Source organism: Streptomyces sp. NPDC045022 (assembly GCF_056432605.1).
This window is the reverse complement of record NZ_JBWKIR010000010.1, coordinates 248,820-265,027: the sequence shown is the minus strand read 5'-3', so window position 1 is coordinate 265,027 and position 16,208 is coordinate 248,820. Positions and strand designations below refer to the sequence as shown.

The window sequence follows — 16,208 nt, the reverse complement described above, 5'->3', positions numbered from 1 at the left end:
CCTCGCTCACTCTGCGACGCGCAGGCCGGCATGGCACAGGCGCGGAGCCCGGGGTGTCCCTTCTGCGGCCGTACGCGACTTCACCGCTCCCCGCGGCCAGGCGGTCATGGATGCGCCGTACGCGCGCGTACAGTTTCGACCGTGCGCGCGGGCGCGCGCACGCGTGTGCGACGGCCGAGCCGCGGGACGGGCCCGCGGGCCCCCGGCCGGCACCTGAGGGACAGCGCTGTCAGTCGTGACCCGTATCCTCAGTGACCATGCTCGAAGACCGTGCGACCGCAGTGTCCTCCCCCACCCAGTGGCCGGCCGCGTATCCCCAGGGATACGCGGTCGTTGACGTGGAGACCACCGGCCTGGCCCGGGACGACAGGATCATCTCGGCGGCCGTCTACCGGCTGGACGCGCGCGGCGAGGTCGAGGACCACTGGTACACGCTGGTCAACCCGGAGCGCGATCCGGGACCCGTGTGGATACACGGTCTGACGAGCGAGGCGCTCGAAGGGGCGCCGCTGTTCGCGGACGTGGCCGAGGAGTTCGCCACCCGGCTGGACGGCCGGGTGCTCGTCGCGCACAACGCGGTCTTCGACTGGCAGATGATCGCGCGGGAGTACGCGCGCGTCCGCAGCGAGGCCCCGGTGCGGCAGCGGCTGTGCACCATCGCGCTGTCGAAGGAGCTGGGCCTGCCGCTGCCCAACTTCAAACTGGAGTCGCTGGCGGCCCACTTCGGGGTCGTACAGCAGCGGGCGCACCACGCGCTGGACGACGCGCGCGTGCTGGCGGAGGCGTTCCGGCCCAGTCTGCGCGCGGCGGCGGCGGGCGGCGTACGGCTGCCCCTGCTGGAGTGCCGGCCGCTGACGGAGTGGTCGGACCGGCCCGTGCCCCGGCAGTCGTCCGGCGGCTACGGCAACTACCGGCCCGGCACTTGGCGCGCCTCCCGGAAGCGGCCCGCCTGCCCCTACCCCAACCCCGGCCGGTACGAAGACGGCAAACGCCTCAAGCAGGGCATGCGGGTGGCGTTCTCCGGCGACACCTCCACGGAACGGGAGCTGCTGGAGGACCGGGCGACCGAGGCCGGGCTGCACGTGGCCTCCGGCATCTCCCGGCTGACCAGCCTGCTGGTGACCAACGACCCCGACTCGGGCACGTCCAAAACGGTCAAAGCCCGGCAGTTCGGCACGCCGGTCGTGGACGAGGCGGCCTTCGGGCAGCTGCTCGGGGACGTGGAGCCCGCCGACGAGTGACCGCAGGAGACCCGGCGCCGAACGGGCACCCGCCGTCAAACCGGCAGGTAATCGTACGAATGGGTGATTGGCGTACGACTCACCCGGCGGCCGCTCGCTCGCACGCCGTCGGCGACCCACCCTGTGGCGCATGGCGACATGCGAAGTTTGCGGCAATGACTACGGAATGACCTTCGAGGTCCACGCACAGGGTGCAGTGCATGTGTTCGACTGCTTCTCCTGTGCGATCCATCGCATGGCCCCCCTCTGCGAGCACTGCCGGGTGCAGATCATCGGGCAGGGCGTCGAGGTGGAGGGCCATTGGTACTGCGGCGCGCACTGCGCCCGGGCGGAGGGGAGGACGGGGGTCGTGGACCGGGTGTGAGCCGGTACCCGCGTGATCGCACCCCACGGCTCGGAGGTACCGTCGTGGGGTGCACCGCTACCGCTTCCTGTTGTCCCGCCAGTGGGTGATCCTCACGCTCGTCGCGATCGCGCTGATCCCGACGATGATCAGGCTGGGTTTCTGGCAGCAGCACCGGTACCACGAGCGCACCGCCCGCAACGACCTGGTCTCCACCGCGCTGCACGCCGAGCCGGTCCCGGTGGAACGGCTGACCTCTCCCGGGCACCCGGTGACCCGCACCGAGAAGTACCGCACGGTCACCGCGACCGGCACCTTCGACACCGCCAAGGAGGTCGTGGTCCGGCGCCGGACCAACTCCGACGGCGAGGTCGGTTTCCACGTCCTCACCCCGTTCGTCCTCACGGACGGCAAGGTGCTCCTCGTCAACCGCGGCTGGGTCCCCGCGAACGGCCTGCAGACCGCCTTCCCCGAGATCCCCGCCCCGCCGGCCGGCCGCACCACCATCACCGGGCGGCTGAAGGCCGACGAGACGACCGCGGCGAGCGGCATCAAGAACGTCAAGGGTCTTCCGGACCGGCAGATCATGCTGATCAACAGCGCGGAGGAGGCGCGGCGGCTCGGCGCGCAGGTACTCGGCGGCTATGTCGAGCAGACGGCGCCCGCGCCCAAGGGCGGCTCCCCGGAGCAGATCTCCGACCCGGGCAGCGAGGACGCGCCGCTGAACTACGCGTACATGATCCAGTGGTGGCTGTTCGCCGCGGCGGTTCCGGTCGGCTGGTGGTTCCTCGTCCGGCGCGAGATCCGCGACCGGGAGGAGGCCGCGGCACAGCGGCAGCCGGAGGAGAGCGAACCGGTCACCGTGTGACCGCCCGGGGCCGACAAGCTCCCCACGAGCACCGTCACTCCCCCGGCGCACACCGGATTGGCCCCCTGGCCCGCCGGGAAACCGGATCCCGTGAACGCGCGCATCGAGGACTACGCCCTCATCGGCGACGAGCAGACCGCCGCCCTGGTCGGCAAGGACGGCTCGATCGACTGGCTGTGCCTGCCCCGCTTCGACTCCGGCGCCTGCTTCGCCAGAATGCTGGGTGACGAGGACCACGGCCACTGGCGGATCGCCCCCATGGGAGCGGACACCTGCACCCGCCGTGCCTACCGGTCCGACACCCTGGTCCTGGACACCGAGTGGGAGACCGCCGACGGCACGGTGCGCGTCACCGACCTGATGCCGCAGCGGGAGCGCGCTCCCCACGTCGTCCGCATCGTCGAGGGGGTCAGTGGCCGGGTCACCGTCCGCAGCACACTGCGCCTGCGTTTCGACTACGGCTCGATCATGCCGTGGGTGCGCCGCTCCGACGGCCAGCGGGTGGCCATCGCGGGCCCGGACTCGGTGTGGCTGCGCGCCGAGCCGGCCGTACGCACCTGGGGCGAGGACTACGGCACCCACTCCGAGTTCACCGTCGCCGACGGCGAGCGGGTGGCGTTCGTGCTCACCTGGCACCCCTCGCACGAGCGGCGCCCACCGCTCCTCGACCCGTACGAGACGCTGAGCAGCAGCGTCCACGACTGGCGGCGCTGGGCGGCACGCTGCCGCTACGACGGGCCGTACCGGGACGTCGTCGTACGGTCCCTGATCACTCTCAAAGCGCTCACCTACGCCCCGACCGGCGGGATCGTCGCCGCGGCCACCAGCTCGCTGCCCGAGGAACCGGGAGGTGTACGCAACTGGGACTACCGCTACTGCTGGCTGCGCGACTCCACCCTGACCCTCGGCGCCCTGCTGGCCGCGGGCTATCACGACGAGGCCGAGGCCTGGCGCGACTGGCTGCTGCGCGCGGTCGCGGGCGACCCGGCGGACCTGCAGATCATGTACGGCGTGGCGGGTGAGCGGCGGCTGCCGGAATGGGAACTGCCCTGGCTGCCCGGCTTCGCCGACTCCGCTCCCGTACGGGTCGGCAACGGCGCGGTCGACCAGCTCCAGCTGGACGTGTACGGCGAGGTCATGGACTCGCTGTCGCTGGCCCGCGCCGCCGGCCTGCCCACCAAGCCGCACATGTGGTCGCTGCAGCGCTCGCTGATGAAGTTCCTGGAGTCGGCCTGGCGGCAGCCCGACGAGGGTCTGTGGGAGGTACGCGGCGGCCGCCGCCACTTCGTGCACTCGAAGGTCATGGTGTGGGTGGCCGCCGACCGTGCCGTACGGACGCTGGAGAAGTACCCGGAGCTGCACGGCGATCTGGACGGCTGGCGGGTGATGCGTGACGAGGTGCACCGGGAGGTGTGCGACAAGGGCTTCGATCCCAAGCGCAACACGTTCACCCAGTACTACGGCTCGCGTGAGCTGGACGCCGCCCTGCTGCTGATCCCGCGCGTCGGCTTCCTGCCGCCCGATGATCCGCGCGTGGTCGGCACGGTCGACGCGATCCGCGAGGACCTGGACCACGGCGGTTTTCTGCGCCGCTACGACACCGACGCGGTCGGCGTGGACGGGATGCCCGGCGGCGAGGGCGCCTTCCTGGCCTGCTCGTTCTGGCTCGCGCAGGCCCTGCATGTGACGGGCCGCGCTGACGAGGCCCGGAAGCTGTTCGAACGGCTGGTGGGCCTCGTCAACGACGTGGGCCTGCTCGCAGAGGAGTACGACCCGGACCTGGGCTGCCAGCTCGGCAACTACCCGCAGGCCTTCAGCCACATCGCCCTGGTGAACACCGCCCTCACCCTGTTCGGGGACGACGAGGCAGGATAGGGGCCATGGATCTTGGACTGAAGGACCGTGTGTACGTCGTCACCGGAGCGACGCGCGGGCTGGGCAACGCGGCCGCGCGGGAACTCGTCGCCGACGGGGCGAAGGTGGTCATCACCGGCCGGGACGAGCAGCGGGTCGCCGACGCCGCCGCCGAACTGGGCCCGAACGCGGTGGGTGTGGCCGTGGAGAACGCCCACGCGCAGGCGGCCGAGCGGCTGATCGCGGCCGCCCGCGAGCACTTCGGCGGCTTTCACGGGGTGCTGGTGAGCGTGGGCGGGCCGCCGCCGGGGTTCGTCGCCGACAACTCCGACGAGCAGTGGCGGGACGCGTTCGAGTCGGTGTTCCTCGGCGCGGTACGGCTCGCCCGCGCGGCGGCGGCCGAGTTGGAGGAGGGCGGTGTCATCGGGTTCGTGCTGTCGGGGTCGGTGCACGAGCCGATTCCGGGGCTGACCGTCTCCAACGGGCTGCGGCCCGGCCTGGCCGGGTTCGCCAAGTCGATCGCGGACGAGCTGGGGCCGCGCGGGATCCGGGTCGTGGGGCTGCTGCCGGCCCGCATCGACACGGATCGCGTGCGCGAGCTGGACGGGTTGTCCGCGGATCCGGAGGCCACCCGGGCGGCCAACGAGTCACGGATTCCGTTGCGCCGGTACGGGACGCCGGAGGAGTTCGGACGGGTCGCGGCGTTCCTGTTGTCCCCGGCCGCGTCCTATCTGACGGGGATCATGGTGCCTGTGGACGGGGGGATGAGGCACGGGTTCTGAGGGGCGGACCCGCGGTGGCGTGCGGTCGCGCCGACCCGAACCTCATCTCGGCGCGGCGAGCCCCGGGCCGCGGGTCCGGGCGGCCGCCGGCGTCATGTGATCACGGCGGTGGGCCGACCGTGTCGCCGTCGCAGCGGCGCCGGAGGCCTGCCGGCGCCGGGCTCATTCGCCCACGCCGGCCAGATCCCGCAGGCGCCGGGCCTGAGCGGCCCGCTCCGCCGCACGCTGGTCGTCGTACGTACGGTCGACGGCACCCCGCAGCAACGCCTTGGTCTCCACCACCGCGTCCCGCGGCGCGGCGAGCAGCGCCGCCGCCAGATCGCGTGCGGCGGCGTCGAGTTCGGCCGGGGGCACCGCGAGGTTGGCCAGCCCGGTGGTCACCGCCTCCTCGGCTCCGACGAACCGCCCGGTCGCGCAGATCTCGAGCGCGCGGGCGTACCCGACGAGGCCGACCAGCGGATGCGTGCCGGTCAGGTCGGGAACGATGCCCAGGCTGGTCTCGCGCATGGCGAACCGCACGTCGTCGGCGACGACCCTGAGGTCGCAGGCGAGCGCCAGCTGGAACCCGGCACCGATGGCATACCCCTGTACAGCGGCGACGGTCACGATGTCGTTCCGCCGCCACCAGGTGAACGCCTCCTGGAATTCGGCGATGGTCGCGTCGAGCCCGGCGTCGTCACGGCGCGCGAGATCGGTGAAGGTCGGCTCGCCCGGGATCCCCTCCGGCGTGAACATCTGCCGGTCCAGTCCGGCGGAGAAGGACGTGCCCTCTCCGCGCAGCACCACGACCCGGACGGAGCCCGGCAACAACCGCCCGGCCTCGGTGAGCGCCCGCCACAGAGCGGGGCTCTGCGCGTTGCGCTTGGCCGGGTTGGTCAGCGTCACCGTGGCGAGCGCGTCGTCCACGGTGAGCCGTACGCCGTCCTTGTCGAGTACAGGAGCGAGGTCCTGGTCGGGCGAAGCCATGGGGCGCCTCCGATGAGTGCGGTCAGCCATACGTGCCGTGGGCACGCTCGCGTGCGGGGGCACGCGTAAGTGACTGCACAGTAACCACCCGGCCGGTCAGTCCGCCGACCGGGTGGCCACCATCGAAGCCGATGGGCCGCCCGGAATCAGGACGATGCGGCCTTCTTGCCCCGGGTCGCTCCGCCACGTCCACGTAGCGTGACGCCCGACTCGCTGAGCATCCGGTGTACGAAGCCATACGAGCGGCCGGTCTCCTCGGCCAGCGCCCGGATGCTCGCACCGGAGTCGTACTTCTTCTTCAGGTCTGCCGCGAGCTTGTCGCGCGCGGCGCCGGTCACCCGGCTGCCCTTCTTCAGAGTCTCGGCCACCCGTGCCTCCTCATGGGAAGTGCGCTCTGGTCTCCTCATGATCACCCCTCCGGGGCGTGATGGCCACCCATTCGGCAAGGTCCGTGAGACATCGTTGTGACGACAGGAGCACATCCCCACAAGGGGAACGGGAGATTCCAGGGGAGTCGGATCCGTACGGCCGAACGGGTGGATCGGCGAAGCACCAGGTCAGGGACGCGGAACGGCCGATCCCTTGGCTGCTGGGGGATCGGCCGGAAAATCCGTGTAGGACACACCTCGATACGAGGAGATCTCACACAGATGATGGATCACGGATCGGCCGAATGATCCATACGCAGTGGATCAGGCTTTCGATCACGCCAGGGCGACGAGATCCGCGTAGTCGGAGCCCCACAGGTCCTCGACGCCGTCCGGCAGCAGGATGATCCGCTCCGGCTGGAGCGCCTCGACGGCGCCCTCGTCGTGGGTGACGAGGACGACCGCGCCCTGGTAGGTGCGCAGGGCGCCGAGGATCTCCTCGCGGCTCGCGGGGTCGAGGTTGTTGGTCGGCTCGTCGAGGAGGAGGACGTTCGCCGAGGAGACCACCAGGGTGGCCAGGGCGAGACGGGTCTTCTCGCCGCCGGAGAGGACACCGGCGGGCTTGTCGACGTCGTCGCCGGAGAACAGGAACGAGCCCAGCACCTTGCGGACCTCGACCAGGTCCATGTCGGGGGCGGCCGAGCGCATGTTCTCCAGGACCGTGCGGTCGGGGTCCAGGGTCTCGTGCTCCTGGGCGTAGTAGCCGAGCTTGAGGCCGTGGCCCTCGATGACCTTGCCGGTGTCGGGCTTCTCCACCCCGCCCAGCAGCCGCAGCAGGGTGGTCTTGCCGGCGCCGTTCAGGCCCAGGATGACGACCCGGGAACCCTTGTCGATGGCCAGGTCGACGTCGGTGAAGATCTCCAGCGAGCCGTACGACTTCGACAGGCCCTCGGCCATCAGCGGGGTCTTGCCGCAGGGCGAGGGCTCGGGGAAGCGCAGCTTGGCGACCTTGTCGGACTGGCGCACCGCCTCCAGACCGGCCAGCAGCTTGTCCGCGCGGCGGGCCATGTTCTGCGCGGCGACCGTCTTGGTGGCCTTGGCCCGCATCTTGTCGGCCTGCGAGTGCAGTGCGGCGGCCTTCTTCTCGGCGTTGGCGCGCTCCCGCTTGCGGCGCTTCTCGTCGGCCTCGCGCTGCTGCTGGTAGAGCTTCCAGCCCATGTTGTAGACGTCGATCTGGGAGCGGTTGGCGTCCAGGTAGAACACCTTGTTGACGACCGTGTCGACCAGGTCGACGTCGTGCGAGATCACGATGAAGCCGCCGCGGTAGCTCTTCAGGTAGTCCCGCAGCCAGACGATCGAGTCCGCGTCGAGGTGGTTCGTCGGCTCGTCGAGGAGCAGCGTGTCGGCGTCGGAGAACAGGATGCGGGCCAGCTCGACACGGCGGCGCTGACCACCGGAGAGGGTGTGCAGGGGCTGGCCGAGCACGCGGTCGGGCAGGTTGAGCGCGGCGGCGATGGTGGCGGCCTCGGCCTCGGCGGCGTACCCGCCCTTGGTGAGGAACTCGGTCTCGTGGCGCTCGTACTGCTTGAGGGCCTTCTCGCGGGTGGCGCCCTTGCCGCTGGCGATGCGCTCCTCGTTCTCGCGCATCTTGCGGATCAGCATGTCCAGGCCGCGCGCGGAGAGGATGCGGTCGCGGGCGAGGACGTCCAGGTCGCCGGTGCGGGGGTCCTGCGGGAGGTAGCCGACCTCGCCGGAGCGGGTGATCGTGCCGCCGGCCGGGATGCCTTCGCCGGCCAGGCACTTGGTGAGGGTGGTCTTGCCCGCGCCGTTGCGGCCGACGAGGCCGATGCGGTCGCCCTTGGCGACACGGAAGGTGGCGTTCTCGATGAGGACGCGCGCACCGGCGCGCAGCTCGATACCGGAGGCGGAGATCACGGACAGACTCCAGGGCGTACAGGGATTGACGGGTGGGCGGCTGAGGACGTTCCCGCCGTCTAATGCGCGAGGAGAATGGCCATGGGCCAAGTCTAACGGGGTCGTGCAAGCGGTTTTTCTACGTCCGTGCGTTCGACCCGCGCCCCGGGAGATCGTTTCCCAGCGGTCTGCGGTCGGGAGTGATCCGCCCCAGGTCGTCCAGGGCGACGAGCTGCCCGGTCCAGGCGGCACGTGTGCACGGCTGGGCGACGAGCAGGGCCGGGCCGCGGCGCAGGGCGTGCGCGGGCCGGAACGCGCAGCCCTGCCGGGCGGGCAGCACCCAGCGCAGATCGCCGTCGGCGGTGCGGTACGCGGTGATCCGGCGGGGCGCGACGACCGCGAGGATGCCGCGCCCCAGGGGCCGCAGGACACCGGTACCGCCCTGGCCCGGGAGCCACTCGGCCGCGTCGGGCAGGGCGCGGTGCCAGCGCACCGAGCGGCCGTCGGTGTCGGTGAGCAGCCCGTCGTCCCAGAGCGTGATCACCTCCGCGCGGGCGGGCAGCACGGCAACCGGTCGGTGCCCCGCGCGCACGTATCGCCACCGCAGCGCGCCGGTGCGGGTGTCGTAGGCGGCCACGGCGGTTCCCCGTACGCGCGGCGTCCACGTCCCGGCGTGCGGCTGCTGCGCCACGCGCGCGGAGTGGACGAGACGGTCTCCGTAGGGGGCGGGCCGCACGTGATGGGCCATGCCGAGGAGACAGAGCGCGAGGAGGAGACCGGCGGCTCGGCGGACGTGCGCGGGAACGGTCCTCTCCCCCTTCGCTGTCCGGCCATGGATCAGGCGCCGAGAGTAGTGAGGACTGGCGGTGGGGACCGGGTGCCGGGCGGGGCGGGGCCGGGAAGTCGCCCGTTCGGGTCTTCGTCCGGCGGTGGGGGCGGGGGCGGGCCGGGCCGGCGCCCGGGTTCAGGGCGACGAGTGCGACGTGCCCGCGTCGGCGCGGGCGGAGGCGTGTGACGGGCCCCTTCGAGGTACAGGGTGCGCGCGGCAGCCGGATTCCGTGCGACGCGTTCCGCTGAGGCGTTGTCAGCGGCGGCTGCGAGACTGAACGACAGGCCACGGAACCGACGCACGAAGGAGTGATCGGCATGGCAGGCACCGGTGCGGGACGGCCGAGCATCTACCCCACGCTGCTGTACGCGGACGCGAAGGCGGCGATCAGGCAGCTGACGGAGGCCCTCGGCTTCACCGAGCTGTCGGTGTACGAGACCGCGGACGGCAAGGTGCTGCACGCCGAGCTGGTGCAGGGCAACGGCGCGGTGATGATCGGTTCCAAGGGCCGCGGCGGTCTCTTCGACACGGCGATGAAGGACGCGGGACCCGCCGGGGTGTATGTCGTCGTGGACGACGTGGATGCCCACCACCAGCGGGCCGTGGAGCACGGGGTGGAGATCCTGATGCCCCCGACGGACCAGGACTACGGCTCGCGGGACTACATGGCCCGGGACGCCGAGGGCACCATCTGGAGCTTCGGCACGTACGCCCCCGAGACAGGGGCCTGAGCCGGCCGATGTCCTCGGCGCGCGGGAGGGGTGTGGCAGCCGGCCCGACCGCCCACGGCCCGGTCGGGACACGTCCGACTCGTGGCCGGCACTGGTGTCGTTGAGCAGTGCATGGCAGGTCTGAAGCCCGGGCCGGTCCCTGACCGCTCATCCCCCGGTGTGCACCTGGAAGGCGGCCCGGCGCACGGCCTTGGCCAGGGCCGGGTCGGGATGCGCGGCGGCGAGGGCGACCAGGACCTGCACGGTGCGCGGGTGGCCGACGGCGCGGACCTCGTCGAGCAGCTGGGGGACGGTGGGCTGCACCGCGGCCTCCAGATGCCGGACCAGCATCGGCGCCTCGCCGTGGTCGGCGACGGCCGCGGCGGTGTCCACCCACAGCCAGGTGGCCTCGTCACGGGTGAGTGCCTCGTGGGCGTCCTCCGGGTCGACACCGTCGTGCTCGGCGAGCCACAGCAGGGCGTACGGCCGGAGCGCCGGCTCGTCCAGGACGGCCCGTACGTCGGGCTCGGCCGGGGCGCCGACCACGCGCAGCGCCTCGAAGGCCAGGCCGCGCAGCAGGGCGTCCTCGCCGCGGGCGGCGTCGATCAGCTCGGTGACGGCGCTGCCGACGGGGCGGGCGGCGAGCCAGGCGCGGTACTCGGCGCGGGCTGCGTTGGGGCGGAGCTGGGCGCAGCCGCGGAGCATGTCCTCGGCGGACTGCTCGATGTTCCCGGCGGGGCTCTGCGCGGCCACGCAGATCTGCTCCAGCTTGACCCAGACCGCCCAGCTGCCCAGCGGGGTGAGCGTGGCCTGGTCGTCGCCGTAGGTCAGGGCGCCGACGGAGGCGAGGGCCCGCAGCGCCCAGTCGAGCAGGGGCGCGAGCGGGGCGTCGGCGACGGGGGCGGAGGCGGTGTCGGCCGGGCTCGGGGACCCGGCGGGCTGCTCGGCACCGGGCTCGTAGGGGACCTCGCAGCGCTCGGTACGCAGTTCGGTGACCCGCTGCTGGAGCAGGTCGAGCAGCTGCTCGACCGGGACCGGCCCGGCGGACAGCTGGAGGAAGGAGAGCACCTGGGGCATGGCCGAGACGACCTCGGCGACGGCGGCCGGCTCGTGCCCCCCGGGTTCGGGGTGGGCGAGCGACCAGGCGTCGAAGAGGGCGACCCAGCCGCGCAGCACGGCGCTGTCGTCGCGGTCCCAGGCGCGCAGCCGCCAGCCGGGGCGGGCGCTGTCGCCGTGCACCTCGACGAGTCCGGCGAGGCGGGCGGTGTCCCAGTCGGCGCGGACCTGGGCGGCACTCAGGCCGAGGTCGGCGGCGGCCCGTTCGGCGGTCGCGTCGGAGAGGGTGGCCTTGCCGTCGGCGGTGGCACCGTCGCTGCCGGGGCCGAGGGCGGCGTCGGCCCAGCGGGCGACGCGGACCGGGCCGGCCAGGCGGACGCGTGCCATTCTGGCCAGTTCGGCGGGGGCGGGGGTGCCCTCCGGCGGCCGGGGTGCGGGGCGGCGTGGGCGCCGCTGGTTCACAGCTCTGGGGGCGGCGGCCAGGGGTCGCGGGCGGACGAGTCGAAGCCTGGAGTCGCGCGGGATACGGGACGTCACGGGTGCAGTCTTCCGGTTGACGGTCCGAAATCCCAAACGGAATGTCACGGCGGGCGACGGGGCTGGCCAACGCACGGCGTCCGGTCCGGGCCGAGCAGGCGTGATCAGGCCAGCCGTACAGCCTTAAACGGAATGGCCGGGACCGGTCGGGAACCGGGCCGGCCGGTCCTCACATCAGCGGGGTCAGGAAGCGGCGCAGGCGCTCCTCGTACTCCTTCGGGTCCGCGTTCCACATGGCCGAGTGAGGGGCGTTCCGAACGGTGTGCAGGGCTACCAGGTCGGCGCGGCGCTCGGCCAGGCGGCGGGAGTACTCCCACGGCGCCACCTGGTCGTCCGGGCCGTGGATGATCAGGGTGGGTACGACGAGCCGGGCGGGGGCGGTGATCTCGGCGGCCCGGCCGGCGTGCAGACCGGCCCGGCCCTGCGCGGCCCGCACCGCGAGCGGCAGCAGCGACTGCGGGGTGTGGCGGGCCCGGGCGAGGGCACGCAGGGTGGCCTCCCAGCTGAGCACCGGCGAGTCGAGGATCAGCCCGGCGACGCGCTCGCGCACGGCGGAGTGCTCGGCGGCGCGCAGGGCCATCGTGGCGCCGGTGGACCAGCCGAGGAGGACGACCCTGCGGGCGCCGTAACGGACGGCGTAGCGGATCGCCGCGTCCACGTCCCGCCACTCGGTCTCGCCGAGGTGGTTCAGCCCGTCCGGCGGGCGCGGGGCGCCGAGGTCGCCGCGGTAGGCGAGCGCGAGGACCGGCAGGTGGCGGCCGTGCAGGAATCCCATGACGTTCATGACGTGCTCACGGGTGGCGCCGAGGCCGTGCACGGCGATCACCCAGGTGTCCCGGTGGCCGGGCAGGAACCAGGCCGGCAGGGCACCGAGTTCGCCGGGCACGTCGACATCGGCGTGGTCGAGGCCGAGGGCGGCGCCCGGGTCGCCGACGTAGAGGTTGGGGGTGAGCCACACCGCGTCGCCGGGGGCGAGGGCGCCGTGCGTGACGCGGTCCAGGCGGCGTACGACGGTGTCGGCCGTGTGCGGGGCCGCCTCCAGGACGGGCCCGACGACGGCGTGGGAGCCGTCGCCGGCCAGGCCGTAGGTGCCGGGGCGCAGCGAGGCCAGGTCGCGGGTGAGCGCGATCCGGCCGGCGCCCGTGTGGTGCACGGTGAGCCGCGGCTCGGTGGGCAGCGGGCGGCCGGCGGCCGCCTTCAGCGCGGCGTCGCTGGCCAGCCGGCCGGCGGCCACGGATGCCATGCCGGCGGCCAGCACCGCGGTGAGCGCGGTGGCGGTCGCTTTGACTGGGTGCACGGCTCCAGTGTCGTGGTGGGTCCGGCGACCGGCCAGCGGAGGGGCGGGGCGGGATGACCGGGGTGGCGGTGGCTTGCGGTCCGGCGCCTCCCCCGCTGCCTTGAGGGCGTCGCGGGGCCCCCGGAGCGTACGTCGTGGCTGAGCGTCGTCGCGGCGGATCGCCGGGAGCGGCGCGGGAGAGGGGCCGCGGCCTGGGGAAAGCCGGTCGAGAAACCGTCGGAACCGGGGACTGTGCAGCAAGGGGTCACCTCCGTTGGCCGTACCCCTTCAAGCGTGCCCCGGCTTCGGCCAGTTGTGCCTCCGTCAGCAGGGACGGCGTCAGGCCCGGCACCGAGGACGCCGTCAGCCACAGGCGGCACATCCATTCCAGCTGGGCGGTGCGGTCGTAGGCCTGGTCGAGACCGGCGCCGTAGGTGATCGTGCCGTGGTTCTGCAGCAGGCAGCCGGAGCGGCCGGTGAGGGCGCGGAGCATGTTCTCGGCCAGCTCGTCGCTGCCGTACGTCGCGTAGCGGGCGACCCGGACGGGGCCGCCGAGGGCGCCGGCCATGTAGTGGACCGGCGGGAGTTCGGGGACGAGCGTGGAGACCGCGGTCGCGTGCACGGCGTGGGTGTGGACGACCGCACGGGCCTCGGTGGTGCGGTAGACGGCGAGGTGCATGGGCAGCTCGCTGGTCGGCACCAGGGTGCCGAGCACCTGGCGTCCGGTCAGGTCGACGCCGGTGATGTCTTCCGGGGTGAGCCGGTCGTAGGGGACGCCCGACGGGGTGACCAGCACCAGGTCCCCGACGCGTGCGGAGACGTTGCCGGAGGTGCCGACGACCAGCCCGTCGGTGACGGTCCGGCGCGCCGTCGCGACCAGCGCCTCCCAGACCAGCGCCGCGTCCCCGGCGGCTCCCGCCGCCTGTACGGGCACCGGCTCCGCCGCCCCACGCGCCACCTCTCCAGCCGCCCGGCCACGCACCGCCTCCCCCGCCCCGTCGCGCGCCGCCCCGCCGCGCACCTCCCGCGCCTCGCCACGCGCCGTCTCGTCGCCCGCCGGTTCCCCTGACGCGTTCCGTCGCTGTTCAGCCATGCGGTGATCCTGCCAGCCGGGTCGGCGCGGGGTGGGGATGCTGCCCGAGCGGAACCGGAGGGTGTACCTCCGAACAGGCGGATGTGGTCGCGAGTCACCGCGATGGGGAGCCGATCCGGTCATCGCCAGACCTTCGATGATCTCGCTTGTCCGCCCGGCGATCCTTCGCCCGTCACTCCGGGGAGACGACGCATGGCCCGCGAAGGCATCTTCCCCGCCGTCGCGCCGGTGTCCTCGCGGCGGCCACGGCGGCGCTCGTCCTCACGGGCACCTCGATCGCGGCAGGCGCCGCGCAGGCCGGACCTCCGGTGGCGGCCGCTCGGCTGCCCCGGGGGCACGACGTGTCGTCCCGCCAGAAGCGGATCGACTGGCCGGCCGCCCGGGCGAAGGGCGCGCGGTTCGTCTACGTGAAGGCGACCGAGGCCACGGACTACCGCAATCCCCGCTTCGCACGGCAGTACGGCGGCGCGCGCGGCGCGGGCCTGGTGCGGGGCGCGTACCACTTCGCGCGGCCGGACGAGTCCTCCGGCGCCCGGCAGGCGGTGTACTTCGTACGGCACGGCGGCGACTGGCGGGCGGACGGCTGGACGCCGCCGCCCGCGCTGGACGTCGAGTACAACCCGTACAGCAAGAAGGACAAGTGCTACGGACTGGGCAAGCAGCGGATGGTCCGCTGGATCCGGTCCTTCAGCGACGGGATCGAGCGCGAGGCCGGCCGCCGCCCGGTGATCTACACGACGACTCAGTGGTGGAAGCTCTGCACCGGCGACAGCCACGCCTTCTCCTCCACGCACCCCCTGTGGATCGCCCGCCACGGCACCTCGCGGCCGGGGGCGCTGCCGGGCGGCCGGCGGTTCTGGACGTTCTGGCAGTACGGAACCAAGGGCGGAGTGCCGGGTGACCAGAATCTCTTCAACGGGTCGGCGGCCCGGCTGTGGTCCTTCGCGCGGAGCCAGTGACCAAGGGACGCTTGGGGCGACAGAGACAAACGGAACCCCACTCGCTCGTTACTGACACCCTGATGCCCGTCTCAGTTCATCTTCCGTTCACCCAGGTTGCCTACGTTCGACCCGCCAATGACCTCGAACGATTGCCTGGGTAAATGGAAAGCTTCTCGCTGATCCTCGCGATTGTGGTGGTAACCGCACTCGCGTTCGATTTCACGAACGGTTTCCACGACACCGCGAACGCGATGGCCACCACCATCTCGACAGGCGCTCTCAAGCCCAAGATCGCGGTGACCATGTCCGCCGCCCTCAACCTTGTGGGCGCCTTCCTCTCGGTGGAGGTCGCGAACACGATCTCCAAGGGTCTCGTCGACGAGACCGGCATCCGTCCCGAGGTCATCTTCGCCGCCCTGGTCGGCGCGATCCTCTGGAACCTGCTGACCTGGCTGGTGGGCCTCCCGTCCAGTTCCTCCCACGCCCTGATGGGCGGCCTGATCGGCGCCACCGTCGCCTCCGCGGGCTTCGGGGCCGTGCACGGCGAGGTCCTGGTCACCAAGGTGCTGCTGCCTGCGGTCGCCGCGCCGATCGTGGCGGGCGTCGCGGCCATGCTGGCCACCCGCTTCTCCTACGGCATCGGCGGCAAGGCCGAGGGCGAGGCCACCCGCAAGGGCTACCGCGCCGGCCAGATCGCCTCCGCCGGCCTGGTCTCCCTCGCCCACGGCACCAACGACGCCCAGAAGACGATGGGCATCATCACCCTCGCCCTCGTCGCGGGCGGCTCCATAGCCCCCGGCTCCAACCCTCCCACCTGGGTGATCCTCTCCGCGGGCCTGGCGATCGCGCTCGGCACCTATATCGGCGGCTGGCGCATCATCCGCACCATGGGCAAGGGTCTGACCGACCTGGAGCCGCGCCAGGGCTTCGCCGCCCAGACCAGCGCCGCGACCGCCATCCTGACCTCCGCCCACCTCGGCTTCTCCCTCTCCACCACTCACGTCGTCTCCGGCTCGGTGATGGGCGCGGGCCTGGGCCGCAAGGGCGGTGTGGTCCGCTGGTCCACCGCGACCCGTATGTTCGTCGCCTGGGCGCTGACCCTGCCGGCCGCCGCGCTGGTCGGCGCGGGCGCCGAGTCCGTCACGGACCTGGGTGACTGGGGCACCGCCGCCGTCGCCGTCTTCCTGATCGCCGCGAGCGCCGCGATCTGGAAGCTCTCCCGCCGTGAGGTCGTCGACCACACGCACGTCGTCACCGAGACCGAGGAGCCGGCCGGCGTGGTGACCACCGCCATCGCCGCCGTGGCCCCGCCCCCGGCGGGCGCGGTCACCGAGGGCCTGACGGCCACCATCCCGGCCCCGGCCGCCGACCCGGCCCTCGCCGCCCCGGCGACCCCGCCGGCCGCCGCGGTCTGATCCCGAGCACCCGTT

15 protein-coding genes are annotated in these 16,208 nt (G+C 72.8%); 8 read left to right on the top strand and 7 right to left on the bottom strand.

Going from position 1 to position 16,208, the window contains the following annotated elements; all coding sequences use genetic code 11:
* Positions 1-257: 257 nt before the first annotated feature.
* The 5 genes from AC07C1_RS20415 to AC07C1_RS20395 all read left to right on the top strand — a co-directional run bounded on the left by AC07C1_RS20415 (position 258) and on the right by AC07C1_RS20395 (position 5,088).
* On the top strand, positions 258-1,241 hold the full coding sequence (locus AC07C1_RS20415) for a DEDDh family exonuclease (RefSeq protein ID WP_478940797.1): 984 nt from the start codon (positions 258-260) through the stop codon (positions 1,239-1,241).
* A gap of 130 nt (positions 1,242-1,371) precedes the next feature.
* A complete protein-coding gene (locus AC07C1_RS20410; protein ID WP_190018425.1) occupies positions 1,372-1,605 on the top strand; it encodes a hypothetical protein in 234 nt (77 codons plus the stop codon).
* A gap of 49 nt (positions 1,606-1,654) precedes the next feature.
* On the top strand, positions 1,655-2,452 hold the full coding sequence (locus AC07C1_RS20405) for an SURF1 family cytochrome oxidase biogenesis protein (protein WP_478940795.1): 798 nt from the start codon (positions 1,655-1,657) through the stop codon (positions 2,450-2,452).
* Between the two features lie 90 nt (positions 2,453-2,542).
* Positions 2,543-4,327: a glycoside hydrolase family 15 protein gene (locus AC07C1_RS20400; RefSeq protein WP_478940793.1), complete on the top strand. Its 1,785-nt coding sequence runs from the start codon at positions 2,543-2,545 to the stop codon at positions 4,325-4,327.
* 5 nt (positions 4,328-4,332) lie between these two features.
* Entirely contained in the window at positions 4,333-5,088 is a 756-nt protein-coding gene (locus AC07C1_RS20395) for an SDR family oxidoreductase (protein WP_478940791.1), read from the top strand.
* Positions 5,089-5,250: 162 nt separating this feature from the next.
* Here AC07C1_RS20395 and AC07C1_RS20390 read toward each other — a convergent pair whose 3' ends face one another.
* The 4 genes from AC07C1_RS20390 to AC07C1_RS20375 all read right to left on the bottom strand — a co-directional run bounded on the left by AC07C1_RS20390 (position 5,251) and on the right by AC07C1_RS20375 (position 9,084).
* The gene (locus AC07C1_RS20390) at positions 5,251-6,054 is read right to left on the bottom strand and encodes an enoyl-CoA hydratase/isomerase family protein (RefSeq protein ID WP_478940789.1); all 804 of its coding nucleotides are present in this window, start codon (positions 6,052-6,054) and stop codon (positions 5,251-5,253) included.
* 146 nt (positions 6,055-6,200) lie between these two features.
* Positions 6,201-6,422 carry a helix-turn-helix domain-containing protein gene (locus AC07C1_RS20385; RefSeq protein ID WP_004002281.1) on the bottom strand — a complete coding sequence of 74 codons (222 nt, stop codon included), beginning with the start codon at positions 6,420-6,422 and terminating at the stop codon, positions 6,201-6,203.
* Between the two features lie 336 nt (positions 6,423-6,758).
* Complete coding sequence (locus AC07C1_RS20380; protein ID WP_478940787.1) at positions 6,759-8,357, bottom strand: ABC-F family ATP-binding cassette domain-containing protein; 1,599 nt, start codon at positions 8,355-8,357, stop codon at positions 6,759-6,761.
* A 118-nt stretch (positions 8,358-8,475) separates the two neighbouring features.
* Positions 8,476-9,084: a hypothetical protein gene (locus AC07C1_RS20375; protein ID WP_478940785.1), complete on the bottom strand. Its 609-nt coding sequence runs from the start codon at positions 9,082-9,084 to the stop codon at positions 8,476-8,478.
* Between the two features lie 398 nt (positions 9,085-9,482).
* Here AC07C1_RS20375 and AC07C1_RS20370 point away from each other — a divergent pair, with 398 nt between their 5' ends.
* Positions 9,483-9,896, top strand: coding sequence for a VOC family protein (locus tag AC07C1_RS20370; RefSeq protein WP_478940783.1), 414 nt, complete (start codon positions 9,483-9,485; stop codon positions 9,894-9,896).
* A gap of 147 nt (positions 9,897-10,043) precedes the next feature.
* Here AC07C1_RS20370 and AC07C1_RS20365 read toward each other — a convergent pair whose 3' ends face one another.
* The 3 genes from AC07C1_RS20365 to AC07C1_RS20355 form a co-directional block, all read right to left on the bottom strand.
* Positions 10,044-11,468: a hypothetical protein gene (locus AC07C1_RS20365; RefSeq protein ID WP_478940781.1), complete on the bottom strand. Its 1,425-nt coding sequence runs from the start codon at positions 11,466-11,468 to the stop codon at positions 10,044-10,046.
* A 169-nt stretch (positions 11,469-11,637) separates the two neighbouring features.
* Positions 11,638-12,765, bottom strand: coding sequence for an alpha/beta hydrolase (locus tag AC07C1_RS20360; RefSeq protein WP_478940779.1), 1,128 nt, complete (start codon positions 12,763-12,765; stop codon positions 11,638-11,640).
* 244 nt (positions 12,766-13,009) lie between these two features.
* A complete protein-coding gene (locus AC07C1_RS20355) occupies positions 13,010-13,837 on the bottom strand; it encodes a class II aldolase/adducin family protein (RefSeq protein WP_478940778.1) in 828 nt (275 codons plus the stop codon).
* Positions 13,838-13,983: 146 nt separating this feature from the next.
* Between AC07C1_RS20355 and AC07C1_RS20350 the strand changes: the two genes are divergently transcribed.
* Positions 13,984-14,796: a lysozyme gene (locus tag AC07C1_RS20350; RefSeq protein WP_478940776.1), complete on the top strand. Its 813-nt coding sequence runs from the start codon at positions 13,984-13,986 to the stop codon at positions 14,794-14,796.
* A gap of 143 nt (positions 14,797-14,939) precedes the next feature.
* Complete coding sequence (locus AC07C1_RS20345; RefSeq protein ID WP_478940775.1) at positions 14,940-16,193, top strand: inorganic phosphate transporter; 1,254 nt, start codon at positions 14,940-14,942, stop codon at positions 16,191-16,193.
* Positions 16,194-16,208 lie beyond the last annotated feature (15 nt).